Below are 16,702 nucleotides of genomic sequence, written 5' to 3'. Positions count from 1 at the left end.
TGGTAACCATTAAAGATTGTGGTAATTTTAATATACTATGACGGAGGCTGCTATTGAAAAAGAGAATAAAGAGATTGCGAAGCAGTATAAAGAATTGCTTCGTATAAGCTATCAAACCTTGACCAAAGAGGACAAGAAGTTGATACGCTCTGCTTTTGATGTAGCCGTAGATGCACATAAAGATCAACGCCGTAAATCTGGCGAAGCTTATATTTTTCATCCCATTGCCGTAGCAAAAATTGTGGCTTCCAAGATAGGTTTGGACGCTGTTTCCATTGCCTCTGCCCTCCTCCATGATGTGGTCGAGGATACAGCCTATACTTTGGATGATATAGAGCGCATGTTTGGTGAAAGTGTTGCCCGTATTGTGGACGGACTAACCAAAATTGCACACCTTAAAAAAGACAAGGACATCAGTCAGCAAGCTGAAAACTTCAGAAAAATGTTGCTGACATTGCATGATGATGTTAGGGTAATCATTATAAAAATAGCGGACCGTTACCACAATATGCTTACCATGGATGCCATGCCAGAGCACAAGCAGGTGAAAATTGCATCAGAAACGCTTTATATCTACGCCCCTCTTGCGCATAGAATCGGATTATATAACATCAAAACCCATTTAGAAGACCTCAGTTTAAAATACACGGAACCTGAAGTTTATCAAGACATTCAAGCCAAAATTGAAGATACCGAGGAAGAACAGTTGGCATACATTGAAGACTTTTCCAATGTCATCAGAAACTCCTTGGATAAGGAAGGGTTGAATTACGATATAAAGGGTCGGATGAAGTCCACTTTTTCCATCCGTAGAAAGATGAAAGCCCAAAATGTTTCTTTTGATGAAGTCTACGACAAGTTTGCCATTAGAATCATCTATAAATCGGACAGAAAGAACGAGAAGTTTTTAGCATGGAAGATTTACTCTATTGTAACGGATCACTTTACCCCTAATCCAATTCGTCTGCGTGATTGGATTACCTCACCAAAGTCTACAGGATATGAGGCACTTCACATCACTGTTATGGGACCCAAAGGAAAATGGGTAGAAGTACAGATTAGAAGTGAGCGAATGCATGAAATTGCAGAAAAAGGCTATGCAGCCCATTTTAAATACAAGCACGGAGAGCAAAAAGAACAAGGTATTGAGGATTGGTTAAATCGTTTACAGGAAGCTCTGGAAACATCCAATAATAATGCTGTAGATTTTGTAGAGGAATTTAAGCTTAACCTGTATTCCAAGGAGATTTTTGTATTTACGCCAAAGGGTGAATTAAAATCAATGCCAAAAGGAGCAACTCCTCTGGATTTTGCATTTCACATTCATACCGAAGTGGGTATGAAAACCAGAGGTGCCAGAGTAAATGGGAAGTTGGTACCCTTAGGATCCGAATTGCACAGTGGTGATCAGGTAGAAATTATTACCTCCGAAAGTGCCAAACCCAATCAAAGTTGGTTGGATTATGCCCAAACTGCCAGGGCAAGGTCCAAAATAAAATCTTCACTTAGTGAGGAGAAGAAAAATATTGCAACAGACGGAAAAGAAATTCTCCGTAGGAAGCTAAAATCCCAAAAAATAACGCTTAACGAGGATACCATTAATAAACTGGTCATTTTCTTTAAGCTGAAAACCAGCTTGGATTTATTCTATCGTGTAGGAATTGGGGTCATAGACAATGAGCGAATCAAGGATTTTGCCTCTTCGTACCACAATGCCTTTCTTAATTTCTTTAAAAATAGAATCCGAAGAAACCCTACCCCAAAGGAGGTAAATAAGGAGGAAATCACTACCAAATATGATATGCTTGTATTTGGAAAGGAGGAGGAAAAGTTGACCTATAAACTGTCCCAGTGTTGCAATCCAATTCCTGGTGATGATGTTTTTGGTTTTGTAAGCGTAAATGACGGTATAAAGGTCCACAAAAAGAATTGTCCAAACGCAATTTCACTGCAATCCAATTATGCGTACAGGATCATGTCCGCCAAGTGGATAGATTCCTCACAGGAAGAATTTACTGTAGACGTACAAATTACCGGAATAGATAATTTAGGGTTGGTAAACGATATCACTAATATTATCTCGGACAACATGCATGTGAACATGCGAAATCTTAATTTTAGTGCAGATGGAGGCACGTTCACGGGTAAAATAACCCTAGTTGTGAAAAACAACAATATTCTAAAAAAGCTGATCAATAATTTGAAGCAAGTGGAGGGGATTGACAAAGTATCCAGAATTTAATTTTTAGCTGTACCTTTGTCCTTTAGCATAGGTGAGAAAGCTATGGGGAACAATAAAAATCAGGAAATTGTAAAAAATGTGTTCACTTCTTTTTTAGAAGAAAAGGGACATCGGAAAACACCTGAACGTTATGCCATTTTACAAGAAATTTACGATAGCGATGATCATTTTGATGTAGAATCACTTTACATTAAAATGAAGACCAAAAATTACAGGGTAAGTCGTGCCACACTTTATAATACCATTGAACTTTTATTGGATTGCAAACTGGTTCGTAAACATCAATTTGGAAAAAATCAGGCACAATACGAAAAATCCTATTTTGATCATCAACATGATCACGTAATCCTAACAGATACTGGAGAAGTTGTAGAATTTTGTGACCCTCGCATTCAATCCATCAAAAAAACCATTGAGGAGGTATTTGATATCAAAATCAATAACCACTCCTTATATTTCTACGGAACCCGAAACAAAGAAGAAAACCTAACAGAATAACCAACACATTTCATGGTAGATTTATTGCTTGGACTCCAATGGGGAGACGAAGGAAAAGGAAAAATTGTTGATGTACTTACCAAAGACTACGATATCATTGCTCGATTTCAAGGAGGACCAAATGCAGGCCATACCTTGGAGTTTGATGGTATAAAACATGTACTACATACCATCCCTTCAGGAATTTTTCATAAAAATGCCATAAACATTGTGGGTAATGGAGTGGTCATAGATCCTGTAATCTTTAAAAAGGAGTTGGATAATCTAGATCAGTTCAACATCGATATTGTTTCCAAGCTTTTTATCTCCAGAAAGGCCCATCTAATACTACCTACACACCGTTTGTTGGATGCAGCTTCTGAAGCCTCAAAAGGGAAAGCCAAGATTGGTTCCACCCTAAAAGGAATTGGACCAACCTATATGGATAAGACTGGTAGAAATGGAATGCGGGTTGGTGATCTTGAATTTGATAACTGGAAAGAAAAATATAGAGCCTTGGCCAATAAGCATGAGGCCATGATTGACTTCTACAATGTAGATATCCAATATGATTTAGCGGAGCTCGAAGCTGAATTCTATGAAGGTATTGAAACGCTAAAACGTTTGAAGTTCATAGATAGCGAGGAATTTATTTTTAATGCCCAAGCCAAGGGTGAAAAAATATTGGCAGAAGGTGCCCAGGGTTCTCTATTGGACATTGATTTTGGTACTTACCCTTTTGTAACATCCTCCAACACTACTGCCGCCGGTGCCTGCACAGGTTTGGGGGTCGCACCCAATAAAATTGGTCGCGTATTGGGTATTTTTAAGGCGTATACCACTCGGGTTGGAAGCGGTCCGTTTCCCACCGAATTATTCGATAATGATGGCGAGACCATGGGGCGCGTAGGAAACGAGTTTGGTGCCACAACAGGTAGGCCCAGACGTTGTGGATGGCTGGATTTGGTTGCACTTAAATACGCTGTACAAATCAATGGAGTTACGGAATTGATGATGATGAAGGCAGATGTGCTTAGCGGATTTAAAAACATTAAAGTTTGCACTGCGTATCAGTACAAGGGAGCAGAAATCCATCACCTACCCTATAATATTGAAAGTGAAAACGTAACACCTGTTTATACCGAAATGAAGGGGTGGAGCAAAGACCTTACCAAATTAACCAAGGCTGAAGAACTTCCCCCAGCGCTTAACGATTATATTGCCTTTTTGGAAGAGCAGCTCAACGTGCCCATTAAAATTGTTTCTGTAGGACCAGATAGACTTCAAACCATTCACAGATAAGGTTGCTAACGTGCTAGTAAAGCCTAATAATTCAAGGTTTTTATTATTTTAATGGAATAATAAGACCCCATGCAGCAGTATGACTTTCTTAAAAATAATCATGGGAAGGAACTACCTGTTGATTTAGGACGGATTGAATCACTTGAAAGGCATGTTTCATCCCATGTAAAACATTTTATCACTTCTTTCGAAGTATTGTGATATCCGAAGGTAAATTGAAGCAAATCATATCCTCGAGACTATAACAGGTATATTTTCTCCTTTCTTTTCCTTTTGTGGTAATGATGATAATACCCCTTCGACTATTAAGGAATCGGTCTTAAAACTTAGATACCCAGCCCATGATTTTAATCATTCTTTTTTTAGCTGCCTGTTTTCTAGCATACAGTAACGGCGCAAATGATAATTTTAAAGGAGTTGCAACCCTATTTGGCAGTAGCACCACCAACTATAAAAAAGCAATAGCCTGGGCCACCATAACTACTTTCGCAGGTTCTATAGCGGCCATCTTTCTGGCCAGTACATTAGTTAAAAACTTCTCAGGAAAAGGTCTTGTTCCAGATACCCTGATTCAATCTCCAGAATTTGCTATTTCAATTGCTTTAGGTGCAGCGATAACAGTTTTTATGGCCACAAAAATTGGAATGCCCATATCAACAACACATAGTTTGGTAGGGGCTTTGTTTGGCAGCGGTGTTGTTGCAGTTGGTACAGCGTTTAATTTTGCAAAGCTTGGCAATACTTTTTTAATGCCCTTAATTGTTAGTCCGCTTATGGCAGCGGTAATTAGTTTATTAGCCTATCTTCTCTTTAAAAAATTACGGAGCCTCCTAGGGGTAGCCAAAGAAACTTGTATCTGTGTGGGACAAGAAAAAAAAGCTATTCTAAAGGCGGGGAATCACAAAGAGTTTTTAACCGCTGAAATGGAATCTTCACAAACACTTAACTTAATGAAACAAGAAGAGTGCATTGAAAAGTATGAAGGGAACTTCATTGGAATTAATGCCCAAAAAATGCTAGACTTTGCTCATTATATAAGTGCCGGAATTGTAAGTTTTGCAAGAGGATTAAATGATACTCCAAAAATTGTTGGGTTACTTATAGTGATAAACACTTTGGACATAAAATGGGGAATGATTGCAGTTGCTTTGGCCATGGCCATTGGAGGGCTGTTAAATGCAAAAAAAGTGGGAGAAATGATGAGCAAAAAAATCACACCCATGAATAGTGGGCAAGGCTTCACGGCAAATTTGGTCACGGGCCTTTTAGTTACAACTGCTAGTGTACACGGATTACCAGTTTCAACAACACACGTATCTGTAGGGTCGATTTTTGGAATAGGAACCGTAACTAAAAAAGCAGATCTAAAAGTAATAAGGAACATACTATTGTCCTGGCTCTTAACCTTGCCAATTGCGGCAATCTGCAGTGCTACAATTTACTGGTTACTGCTACATTTCAAATAATCAAGAACCTAGAGAGCCAAATCATATATGGCACACTCTGGCAGAACTCTTAGTTAAATTCACCTCCATTTCGCTAACTTTGGTTTTCGACGGGAAGAGGGTGTTCCACTAACTGCTCAACCCTTCAATTCCTCAAAGGATATCGTCAGAATGAAGCCAATGAAAAAAATTGCAATCACCTTTAGCGTATTACTTTATGCACTTGTAGTTCCCTTTTTAGAAATTAATGATACGCATGTTCTAAATCCAGATTGGACACCACATGTAAGAATTCATGAAGTATGGCAGCTTGTAACCAATTCAAGCATTGGGATTTTATGCTTGTGGCTAGTATGGTTCAAAAAAGAGACAAAAATCAGTGCCATATTAAGTCTACTTGTTACAGGCGGATTTTTATTGGCCTATGCACTGCAAGAAACTTATGGAGGGTCCATGAAGTATTTAGATGGCAGCGAAAAAACATTATTTGGAATCAATATTGGGGTATTGGGGTTTGGAATTGCATTTGCGCTCATTCTAATGTCTTATGTGTTGAAAAACCGAAAAACACATTAAATTAGATTTTTGAATCCTATTTAAATGTCCCAAAAAACTGAACTAAAAGAAATTGCCAAGTTGTTTTTTAAACTTGGAAGTATTGCATTTGGGGGACCCGCAGCCCATATTGCAATGATGGAAGATGAAGTTGTTAAGAAGAGAAAGTGGATGACACAAGAGCACTTTCTAGATCTAATGGGGGCCACCAACTTAATACCAGGACCTAATTCCACAGAAATGACCATGCATTGCGGGCATGAGCGTGCAGGTTGGAAAGGTCTTTTCGTTGCAGGGTTCTGTTTTATTTTCCCTGCAGTGGTAATCACCTCTATTTTTGCTTGGCTTTACCAACAATATGGCCAATTACCAACGGTAGAACCCTTCATTTACGGAATTAAGCCTGCCGTAATTTCCATCATTATAATGGCCGCATTTAGATTAGGCAAAAAGGCGGTAAAAACAACCGAGCTGTCCATTTTAGGTATTGCGGCTTTGATAGCATGTTTATTTGGTGTGAATGAAATCATTGCACTTTTTGGTACCGGTTTTCTCGGTTTTCTACTATACCTCTTCAAAAAAAACAGGTCTAACCTAAAGAGTTTTGTGCCTCTTTTACTCTTTCAAATAGGAAATCCATTAAAAATAGGGACATTCAAAATATTTCTCACTTTTTTAAAAGTTGGAGCCATACTCTATGGCAGCGGTTATGTATTGTTTGCATTTCTGGATTCTGAACTAGTAGCAAACGGATGGCTGACCAGACAGGCATTAATAGATGCCGTAGCGGTTGGGCAAATAACACCAGGACCTGTCTTATCAACAGCAACATTTATTGGTTGGCAAATGAATGGGGCAATGGGAGCAGCAGCGGCAACTATTGGAATTTTTCTTCCTTCCTTCTTGTTTGTGTTATTATTAAATCCGTTAATTCCCAAAATGCGGAAATCAAAAGTAATTGGATCCATTTTAGATGCAGTAAACGTGGCGGCAGTTGCATTGATAATTGCAGTCTGTATAGAAATGGGAAAAGACACGCTAACAGATTGGAGAACCGTTTTAATTTCCATTGCAAGTTTGATTGTGGTATTTGTTTTCAAAAAAGTAAACAGTGCTTTTATTGTCTTAGGTGGAGCTCTCATCGGATATATACTAACCTTGATTTAAGCAATTAACAAAAACTAACATACAGATATAAAAACATTTTTTTATGAACAAAGCATTTTTTTTATTGGTGGTATCAATTGTTCTTAACAATAGTATTACTGCTCAGGTAAAATCAAACAATTATGAATCTGAAACATTAAAAATTGAACAAGTAAGCAGTAGTGTTTTCATTCATATTTCTTATTTAAGTACAAATGATTTTGGAAAAGTGGCCTGCAATGGAATGGTGTATTTTGATGAGGAGGAGGCAATTGTTTTTGATACACCAACAGATGATACTGTTTCAAAAGAACTGATACATTGGATAGAAAATCAGCAAAAAAAGAAGGTCAAAGCAGTAGTAGTCACCCATTTTCATGTTGATTGTTTGGGTGGATTGCAATACTTTCATGAAAAAGGAATACCATCACATGCCAACAATACCACCATTACATTGGCCAGACAACATAACCGAAAGGTGGTACCAGAACATGGTTTTGAAAACAAAATGAAAATCACCATTGGCAAGTTCCCCGTTTTTACTCAATTCTTTGGTGAGGGTCATACCGTTGACAATGTAGTGGGCTATGTTCCCAACGAAAAAGTATTGTTCGGAGGATGTCTAATTAAATCCAATACGGCAGGTAAAGGCAATCTTGAAGATGCCAATACGGAGGACTGGTCCAATACAGTAGAAAAAATCAAAAAGAAAATTCCCGATTTAAAAATCGTCATTCCTGGACATGGTAAAAGTGGAGGGACAGCGCTTTTAGATTACACTATTCAAATGTTTAGCCACTAGATATTATTCTCTTTGGTTACTATTGTTCATTACCGTATTGTTCTTAATTTTAAGCATATCTATTTAAGAACACGCAACAATGTATTTCTGCGGAAAGCCATTGTTATACGCAACACCAAACAAAACACATGTCTCTAGAACAGAATAAAGAAAACGCTATTGCTTTTTATAAAATGGCTTATGAGGGCAACCCCAAAAAGGCCATTGAACAATACGTGGGAAATGAATACATTCAGCACAACCCAGATGTGGCTGATGGTACGGAAGGATTTGTGTCTTATTTTGAAAGAATGCAACGGGAATATCCAGAAAAGTCCATTGAATTTGTCCGATGCATCGCAGAGGATAATTTAGTAGCCCTGCACACACATCAAACTTGGCCTGGAAATGATGAGTATGTAACCATGGATTTTTTTAGATTTAATGAAAACGGCAAAATATGTGAACATTGGGATGCCATACAACAGATTCCCAATACCTCCAATAATCCAAACACGATGTATTAAAGTACATAGGCATCAGAAGTATTGCATATTAAAATGAGTGAAAAACAAATAATAAAAAACCTATTCCAACACTTCCCCGATATAAGGTACGTTGCATTGTATTTGGATGATATGCTTGTTTTCCAGCAAAGAGACAATGTTACCGACAACTCTTCGAGAGAGACCGATAGGTTCGAGGAATTATTGGTGAATCCCACACTATTGACTTTGGCAAGTCAGAGAGGAAATATTGATTGTGGAGGACTTGACTACTTGATTATCGGCTATGGAAATTTTTATCAATTGGTAAAATCCACCGCAAATGGTCATATTTCAATTTGTCTTGAAAAAAGCTCAGATATAACCCATTTACCACAGCGTATATTTAAATTTTTAAAATCCAACCACAAAGAACTCCATATTCCATAGTAACCCATGGCTCAGGTCGAGAGAACTCTTGAAGAACAACGAATAGAATTTATACAAAGGAAATTCCTTGCTACACCTTTGGCAGGGCTTACGGTTTGGTTAATTGTTGGGATAGCAGGGATTTTTCTACCCATTACAGCAACAGTTTGGGTATTATTCATTGGAACAGGCAGTATCGCATACCTCGGAATTTTTATATCCTCCTTTACCGGGGAAAACTTCTTAGATAAGAAAAAGCCAAAAAACACATTTGACAAACTCTTTTTACATATGGCTGGGCAGGCAATCTTAATATATGCAATTGCAATCCCTTTCTTTCTTGTTGATTACACCTCATTGCCCATGACCATAGGCATATTAACAGGAGCAATGTGGTTACCTTTTTCATGGATTATCAAACATTGGGTCGGATTCTTCCATGCAATAACCAGAACCGTTCTAATAGTATTGTTGTGGTATGCATTTCCAGAACATAGATTTACAGCTATTCCATTTGCCATTGTTTTGATTTACATTGCCACTATATTAATTCTTAGAAATAGAAAGATTCCAACAGAAGAATAGGGCTGTATATCTCCAGAGCTATTATCAAATAAGATATACAATTATTGTAGTCTCAAAATTCGAAAAAGCTTCGCTTTACCACTAGATTGCCAAACCTTTCCAAAACCCTTTCTCCGCTTACGTTAAAAATCCTACTTTTGAGCAAAATTTTGTGGATTTGAAAAGAATTTCATTCTTCATTTTTGCGTTTTCTTTTTTCCTTGTCGCTGCCCAAGAAAAAGGTCAGGAGGCCGAAAGCACACAAATAAACATTGTTTACGGGGCTAACTTCACTAAAGATGAAGCGCAATTTCCTGGTGCTTCAATTTTTAGCAAAGATGATGAACGCCAAGTACAATTTGAACATAAGGGAGCTGATCTTTGGTGCGATATTGCCATCTTTTACTCCCAAGAAAATCGCTTAAGAGCTATTGGCAATGTTAGGTTACAACAAGGTGATTCCATTGAAATGAATAGCGCAAAACTCGATTGGAACGGAGATACAAGCTTGGCCAAAGCATGGGAAAATGTTGATCTGTCTGATGGAAAAATGACATTGACAACGGACACTTTATATTTTGACCGGGAAAAGCAATTATCCTACTATCGGTCAGGAGGAAAGGTAGTGGACTCCGTAAACGTTTTAACCAGTAAAATTGGCACCTACTTTACAGAGCTTAAAAAGGTTCAATTTAAAAATAGTGTCCATATAGACAATCCGGAGTACATTATAGATTCTGAACAGTTGGACTATTACCGCATTTCTAAAAATGCCTATATGTATGGTCCATCTACCATTACCGGCGAGGAATATAAAATTTACTGCGAACGTGGTTATTATGACACCAAGATAGAGCAAGGTTACGGGGTGAAAAATACCAGAATCGATTACAGTAACCGCATTATTGAAGGCGATAGTGTCTATTTTGATAAGGCCAGTTCATTTGCTTCAGCGACAAACAACATTAAAGTTACCGATACCATAAACAAGGGCGTAATACGAGCCCATTATGCTGAAGTGTTTAAAGAAAAAGATTCCGTTTTTGCTACTAAAAGGGCAGTTGCAATCAATTTAGTACAACAAGATTCATTATACATTCATGGAGATACACTAATGATTACCGGAAAGCCAGAATCAAGAATATTAAGAGCTTTCAGGAATGCAAAATTTTATAAAACCGATTTAAGCGGTAAATGTGATTCCATTCATTCAGAAGAAAAAACTGGGCTCACCAAATTAATTACCGATCCCATCCTTTGGAATATCGACAATCAAATTACGGGGGACAGTATACACTTAATTTCGGACCTCGAAACCGAAAAGCTGGATTCGTTAAAAGTATTGGAAAATGCTTTTATCATTTCTTTGGACACTATCAGTAAAACAGGATATAACCAAGCTAAAGGCAAGAATTTATATGGAAAGTTCATTGAAAACGAACTCAAAATCATCGACTTAGTACAGAATACCGAGGTTATTTATTACATGTACAATGATGACCAAGAGCTTATCGGAATTGATAAAACCATCTGTAGTAAAATAAGATTATTGATGGCAAACAGTGATATTGAGGATATTACCTTTTTTGTCAACCCAGATGGGGACATTTTTCCAGAAACGGACCTGCCTGTTGAAAGCAGGAAGCTAAAAGGCTTTATATGGCGTGGAGATGAAAGAATCCTTAAAAAAGAAGATATTTTTGATGAAGATGACAACACTATTGAGTTGGTTAAAATTAGAGGAATTGACAACCCAATAGATATTGATGCTGAAGAAGAAGAGCGCCAAAAAAATGAAAACGACCCGGTAAACAATATCTCCAATAACCAAGGCACAAAACCTAAAAAAACGGAGGTCAAGAAAGTACAGCAACCCTAATGTCCAAGGAGGATTTTTTCAAATATCAAACCCAAACCACGCCACATCCTTTAGGTTTGGCGGTCTCTCATGCCCAAGGCAGTTATATTTATGACACCCAGGGTAAAAAGCATTTAGATTTTGTCGCTGGTGTCTCTGCATGTAGCTTAGGCCATTGCCATCCAAGAGTGGTCAATGCAGTTAAAGAACAAGCAGGAAAATACATGCACGTTATGGTTTACGGAGAATACATTCTGCAACCTGCTGTGGAATATACCAAACTCCTTGCCTCGCAGCTTCCCAATAATCTGGAGACCACCTATTTGGTAAATTCTGGTACAGAAGCTATTGAAGGCGCTTTAAAACTTGCAAGAAGGTATACGGGCCGTTCACAACTAATTGCTGCCAAACATGCTTACCATGGCAATACAATGGGAAGTTTAAGCATAATGGGGTATGAAGAACGAAAAAGTGCTTTTAGACCATTGATTCCTGATGTTTCTTTTATCAGATTTAATGTAGCAGACGATTTAGAGAAGATTACAGGACAAACCGCGGCCGTAATCTTGGAAACCATTCAAGGAGGAGCAGGCTTTATTCTTCCTGAAAATGATTATCTAAAAAAAGTGAGAACCCGTTGTGATGAAGTAGGCGCTTTGTTGATTTTGGATGAAATACAGCCCGGTTTTGGAAGAACTGGGAAACTTTTTGCCTTTGAGCATTATGGCTGTATACCCGATATTTTGGTAGTCGGCAAGGGAATGGCTTCCGGACTACCTATCGGTGCTTTTGTCGCTTCAAAAAAGATGATGGATAGCTTGCAAGAAAGCCCTACGTTGGGACATATTACCACATTTGGCGGGAATCCAGTGATCGCTGCTGCCAGCTTGGCAACTTTACAAGAAATTACAGAAAAACAGCTGGTTGAATCTGCTTTAGAGAAAGAAAAACTGTTCAGAACACTTTTGGTACATCCTTTGATTAATGAAATTCGAGGTAAGGGTTTAATGCTTGCTTTGCTATTGAAAAACGAGGAAATAGTTAATTATTTGATATTAACCGCGGCTAAAAAAGGATTGATTTTGTTTTGGCTGCTTTTTGAACCCAAAGCGGTTCGCATATCACCACCAATGACCATTTCTGAAGCGGAAATAGCAGAAGGATGCAGCCAAATCATCAGTATTTTAAACGATTACAAACCCGCTGCTGTTAACTAATTTGTTGATAACATACCCAAATCACGGACATAAACAGCGCCCTAAAGGGCTAATTTTAAGTCCATAGTTAAACCAAACTCGTTCCTATGGCGTTAGATTCTAACGAACATCCTGAAGAATCCATCAGCAAATTTGAGTCAATGCTCAAGACAGATGATGTGTACTTTTTTGATTCAGAGGATTTCGAGGAAATCATTCATCACTATCTCAACAACGGAAAAGTCTCCTTGGGAAAAAAAGCGATCCAAATTGGTTTGGAGCAGCATCCTAATTCTTTAGAATTAAAACTGTTGCGCGTAGAAGTTCTCGTTTTTGAAGATAGATATGAAGATGCAGAAAAAATATTGGATGAGCTTCAAAATATAGATGCCAACAACGAAGAAATCCTTATTCAAAGGGCTAATATCCAATCCAAACAAGATAACCATCAAGGTGCTGTGGATCTACTTTTAGAAGCACTCCAAAAAGCAGATGATAATTTTGATATCCATTCTCTTTTGGGTATGGAATACCTGTTTATGGATGATTTTGAAAAGGCAAAACGCAGTTTTATGAGATGTGTGGAATTCGACGATAGAGATTATTCGTCCCTTTATAATGTAATTTACTGCTTTGAGTTCCTAGAAGATTTTGATGGAGCCATTCATTATCTCAATACGTATTTGGAACGAAATCCTTATTGCGAAGTAGCTTGGCATCAATTAGGGAAGATGTATTATATCATGGATATGTACCCTGAAGCCTTGACCGCATTTGATTTTGCCATTATTTCCGATGATTCTTTTATTGGTGCTTACTTTGAAAAAGGAAAGGTCCTTGAAAAGTTGGGCAAATATAATGAGGCTATAGAAAACTACGAAACAACCATTTCCATTGAAGATCCAACATCACATGCCTATTTGCGCATAGGAAGATGCCATGAAAAATTGGGCAACAACGATTTGGCAAAATATTACTACTATAATACCGTTCACGAAGATCCCTTATTGGACAAGGGATGGTTGGCCATAACGGATTTTCATTACAAGCTTAAGAATTACGAAAAAGCTTTGTATTATATTAATAAAGCGATAAATATTGATGGTGAAAATCCTTTATATTGGAAAAAGTGTGCAAAAATCTACTATGCCTTAAAGAATTTTGATGAGGCAGATTTTGCCTATAAGCAAACTGTTGATCTTGGAAATTACGAAATGGATACTTGGTGTAACTGGGCTGATGTACTAAGAAAAATTGGAGATTTTGGTTCTTCTATCCAGGTATTGGTACAAGCGCTAGAATTTTACCCTGAAAGCGCCGAATTGGTCTACAAACTGGCAGGAGTTTATTTAAAAAACAACGAAATTTTAAATGCCAAGGGGAAACTAGCCGAAGCAATGCAATTAGATATTGAAAAACTGCAATTGTTCGAAGAAGATTTTCCAGAATTCAATGGAGTGCAATGGCTACAGACCCTCGTTTCCGAAATTAAAAAAGCATCTACCTAATCTAGGTTTTACTCTAAATAATTCATGAAGACACGTCAGTTATTAGATTATGTGTTTATAACACTAAAGGGAATTGCTATGGGAGCCGCAGATGTTGTCCCTGGAGTTTCTGGTGGAACCATAGCCTTTATTTCAGGTATATATGAAGAATTGATTACCTCTATAAACAATATCAATCTTTCGCTTTTTACCACCCTAAAAAAGGAGGGGTTCAAATCTTTTTGGGAGAAGGCCAACGGTAATTTTCTATTAGCTCTTTTTTCGGGGATATTCATCAGTGTATTGTCATTGGCCAAAGTACTTAGTTGGCTTTTAGAAAACCAACCCGTTTTGCTATGGTCTTTTTTCTTTGGGCTTGTATTGGCCAGTATCTTTTTTGTAGGCAAGGAAATTAAGAAATGGTCTGTGGGAACCATAGTTGTGTTCCTAGTAGGAACCGCGGTTGCCTACTTTATAACAGAACTACCACCAAATGAAAATACAGATAGCCTGCCTTACTTATTTCTTTCCGGTGCATTAGCAATTTGCGCCATGATACTCCCAGGAATATCTGGGGCGTTTATTCTGGTGCTACTTGGCTCATATAAAACCATTCTGGATGCAGTACACGAAAGAGACCTAAAAATTGTGATTACCGTTGCTTTAGGTGCCATATTCGGTCTTTTAAGTTTTGCCCGTTTGCTAAAATGGATGTTCAGTCACTACAAAAACATCACTCTTGCGCTATTGACAGGTTTTATTCTTGGGTCTTTAAATAAAATATGGCCTTGGAAAAAAGTTTTGGAAACCAGGACTTTTGGGGATAAAACCAAAGTTATTGATGATATGAATGTATGGCCATCTGCATTTGAAGGGGACAATCAACTAATACTTGCCATAATACTAGCTTTAATAGGTTTTTCGCTTATTTTTATCTTGGAAAAACTAGCTTCCAAGAAATAAGAGAAACCTTTCGTGCATGCATCAACCTAGAACATTACTGGACAATTTTTTTTTGGTAATAAAAGGACTTTGCATGGGTGCTGCCAACAAGGTTCCCGGCGTTTCTGGAGGCATCGTTGCGTTTGTTGGTGGTTTTTATGAGGAATTTATCTATTCCCTTCAAAAAGTAAACGCAAAGGCCTTCAAGCTGCTTATAAATGGACGGTTCAAGAGCTTTTATCAATACACAAACGGTCAATTTTTAATACTACTTATCCTAGGAATGCTTATTAGCTATTTTAGTATTTCTAGAGTGTTGGATTACTTTTTGGAGCAAAAAGAACTCTTTGTATGGGCCGCTTTCTTTGGTATGATCTTGGGCTCCATCTATTACATTTCAAAAGATTTTGACAAGTGGAACAAAAGAACCGTCACGGCTGGAATCATTGGGTTAATCATTGGAATATCCATCAGTTTTTTAAGCCCAGCCAAAGAAAACGACAATCTATTTTTCATTTTTTTCTGTGGTATCATTAGTGTTTCAGGAATGACCTTACCCGGACTTTCAGGCTCATTTATCCTAATTCTTTTAGGTAATTATGTGTTGCTATTGGTCGACTCAGTAAATGCACTTTATGACACTTTTTCAGAACTGTTTTCAGGGGATTTTAGTTTTATAGAAAACCCAAAGCGAATAGAAACGCTCAAAATATTAGGGATTTTTACCCTAGGCTCAGCCACAGGTTTGGTAACGTTCTCACACTTACTAAGCTATGTGCTAAAGCATTATAAAGCTAGCGCTACAGCGGTTATTTTAGGCTTTATTACAGGTTCATTGGGGGTCGTATGGCCATGGAAAAGGACCATGTACAAAATGGATGCTGTTGGGAACATTTTACTTGATTCCAACGGTGACAAAATAATAGCAAATTATGAGCGATACCTTCCTCAAATAGGAAACCCCGAAACTTGGTGGGCTATATTTTTTATGATCTTGGGAATTTTGTTATTATTGGTGCTAGATTGGTATGGAAAAAATAGAAAAGAAAAAAAACAGGTTCGGACTACTAGGTAAAAATATATCCTATTCCTTTTCACAGGCTTACTTCACTCAAAAATTTGATGATCTAGGTCTGACTGATCATAGTTATGAGAATTTTGATATTCAGAACATTTCTGCATTTGAACAGCTTCTTTCCCAGAATCAGTTAAAAGGGTTAAATGTTACCATTCCATACAAAGAAGAAGTAATCCCTTATTTGGCAGCTATTGATAGGAAAGCTGAGTTGATTGGGGCTGTTAACACTGTTAAATTCACTGAAAAAGGGTTAAAGGGATATAATACAGACGCCTATGGTTTTCAAAAATCCATAGAGACCTTTATAAAACCGCATCATACTAAAGCACTTATTTTGGGCACGGGAGGTGCATCAAAAGCCATACGGTTTGTTCTGGAAGAACTGGGTATAGACCATTCCTATGTTTCAAGGTCCAAAAGGGAAGATGGATTCACTTATGAAGAATTGAACAAAGAAATCATTCAGGAATATACCGTAATCATTAATTGCACGCCTTTGGGCACCTATCCTGATGTAAATGACAAACCTGCCCTACCCTATCAACATTTATGCAAAGAGCATCTTTTGTTTGATCTTATCTATAACCCGAAAAAAACAGCTTTTTTGCATGAAGGCGAATTGAAAGGAACTGAAATATGTAATGGTTTGAAAATGTTGAAGTTACAAGCAGAAAAAGCATGGGAAATTTGGTCAACGACTTGAAACTTGTTACAC

General features: G+C 37.7%; 16 protein-coding genes. All 16 read left to right on the top strand.

Annotated elements, in window-relative coordinates; translation table 11 throughout:
- Nucleotides 1-37: 37 nt before the first annotated feature.
- Nucleotides 38-2,242, top strand: a complete 2,205-nt coding sequence (locus FVB32_RS11240; protein ID WP_147743892.1) for a RelA/SpoT family protein — start codon at nucleotides 38-40, stop codon at nucleotides 2,240-2,242.
- Between the two features lie 42 nt (nucleotides 2,243-2,284).
- Complete coding sequence (locus tag FVB32_RS11235; RefSeq protein WP_147743891.1) at nucleotides 2,285-2,740, top strand: Fur family transcriptional regulator; 456 nt, start codon at nucleotides 2,285-2,287, stop codon at nucleotides 2,738-2,740.
- A 12-nt stretch (nucleotides 2,741-2,752) separates the two neighbouring features.
- Nucleotides 2,753-4,021, top strand: coding sequence for an adenylosuccinate synthase (locus FVB32_RS11230; RefSeq protein WP_147743890.1), 1,269 nt, complete (start codon nucleotides 2,753-2,755; stop codon nucleotides 4,019-4,021).
- Nucleotides 4,022-4,362: 341 nt separating this feature from the next.
- Nucleotides 4,363-5,487, top strand: a complete 1,125-nt coding sequence (locus FVB32_RS11225) for an inorganic phosphate transporter (RefSeq protein WP_147743889.1) — start codon at nucleotides 4,363-4,365, stop codon at nucleotides 5,485-5,487.
- A gap of 159 nt (nucleotides 5,488-5,646) precedes the next feature.
- Nucleotides 5,647-6,042: a hypothetical protein gene (locus FVB32_RS11220; protein ID WP_147743888.1), complete on the top strand. Its 396-nt coding sequence runs from the start codon at nucleotides 5,647-5,649 to the stop codon at nucleotides 6,040-6,042.
- 24 nt (nucleotides 6,043-6,066) lie between these two features.
- Entirely contained in the window at nucleotides 6,067-7,188 is a 1,122-nt protein-coding gene (chrA, locus tag FVB32_RS11215) for a chromate efflux transporter (RefSeq protein ID WP_147743887.1), read from the top strand.
- Nucleotides 7,189-7,231: 43 nt separating this feature from the next.
- Nucleotides 7,232-7,969, top strand: coding sequence for a subclass B1 metallo-beta-lactamase (gene bla, locus FVB32_RS11210; RefSeq protein ID WP_147743886.1), 738 nt, complete (start codon nucleotides 7,232-7,234; stop codon nucleotides 7,967-7,969).
- A 128-nt stretch (nucleotides 7,970-8,097) separates the two neighbouring features.
- Complete coding sequence (locus FVB32_RS11205; protein ID WP_147743885.1) at nucleotides 8,098-8,475, top strand: nuclear transport factor 2 family protein; 378 nt, start codon at nucleotides 8,098-8,100, stop codon at nucleotides 8,473-8,475.
- 33 nt (nucleotides 8,476-8,508) lie between these two features.
- Nucleotides 8,509-8,883 carry a hypothetical protein gene (locus FVB32_RS11200; protein ID WP_187269560.1) on the top strand — a complete coding sequence of 125 codons (375 nt, stop codon included), beginning with the start codon at nucleotides 8,509-8,511 and terminating at the stop codon, nucleotides 8,881-8,883.
- Between the two features lie 6 nt (nucleotides 8,884-8,889).
- On the top strand, nucleotides 8,890-9,447 hold the full coding sequence (locus FVB32_RS11195) for a DUF7010 family protein (RefSeq protein WP_147743884.1): 558 nt from the start codon (nucleotides 8,890-8,892) through the stop codon (nucleotides 9,445-9,447).
- 151 nt (nucleotides 9,448-9,598) lie between these two features.
- Nucleotides 9,599-11,305, top strand: coding sequence for an OstA-like protein (locus FVB32_RS11190; RefSeq protein WP_147743883.1), 1,707 nt, complete (start codon nucleotides 9,599-9,601; stop codon nucleotides 11,303-11,305).
- Complete coding sequence (locus FVB32_RS11185; RefSeq protein ID WP_147743882.1) at nucleotides 11,305-12,501, top strand: aspartate aminotransferase family protein; 1,197 nt, start codon at nucleotides 11,305-11,307, stop codon at nucleotides 12,499-12,501. The genes FVB32_RS11190 and FVB32_RS11185 overlap by 1 nt, the downstream gene beginning before the upstream one ends.
- Nucleotides 12,502-12,587: 86 nt before the next feature.
- The gene (locus tag FVB32_RS11180) at nucleotides 12,588-13,988 is read left to right on the top strand and encodes a tetratricopeptide repeat protein (protein WP_147743881.1); all 1,401 of its coding nucleotides are present in this window, start codon (nucleotides 12,588-12,590) and stop codon (nucleotides 13,986-13,988) included.
- A 24-nt stretch (nucleotides 13,989-14,012) separates the two neighbouring features.
- Complete coding sequence (locus FVB32_RS11175) at nucleotides 14,013-14,930, top strand: DUF368 domain-containing protein (RefSeq protein WP_147743880.1); 918 nt, start codon at nucleotides 14,013-14,015, stop codon at nucleotides 14,928-14,930.
- A 16-nt stretch (nucleotides 14,931-14,946) separates the two neighbouring features.
- Nucleotides 14,947-15,984 (top strand): DUF368 domain-containing protein, encoded by a 1,038-nt coding sequence (locus tag FVB32_RS11170; RefSeq protein ID WP_147743879.1) that lies wholly within the window; start codon nucleotides 14,947-14,949, stop codon nucleotides 15,982-15,984.
- The gene (locus FVB32_RS11165) at nucleotides 15,938-16,690 is read left to right on the top strand and encodes a shikimate dehydrogenase family protein (protein WP_147743878.1); all 753 of its coding nucleotides are present in this window, start codon (nucleotides 15,938-15,940) and stop codon (nucleotides 16,688-16,690) included. The genes FVB32_RS11170 and FVB32_RS11165 overlap by 47 nt, the downstream gene beginning before the upstream one ends.
- The last annotated feature ends 12 nt before the right edge of the window (nucleotides 16,691-16,702 follow it).

The sequence above is a fragment of the Flagellimonas hymeniacidonis genome (genome assembly GCF_008040165.1).
Lineage (GTDB): Bacteria > Bacteroidota > Bacteroidia > Flavobacteriales > Flavobacteriaceae > Flagellimonas > Flagellimonas hymeniacidonis.
Note: the sequence above shows the minus strand (reverse complement) of the source record. Positions and strands in the feature narration are given on the sequence as shown.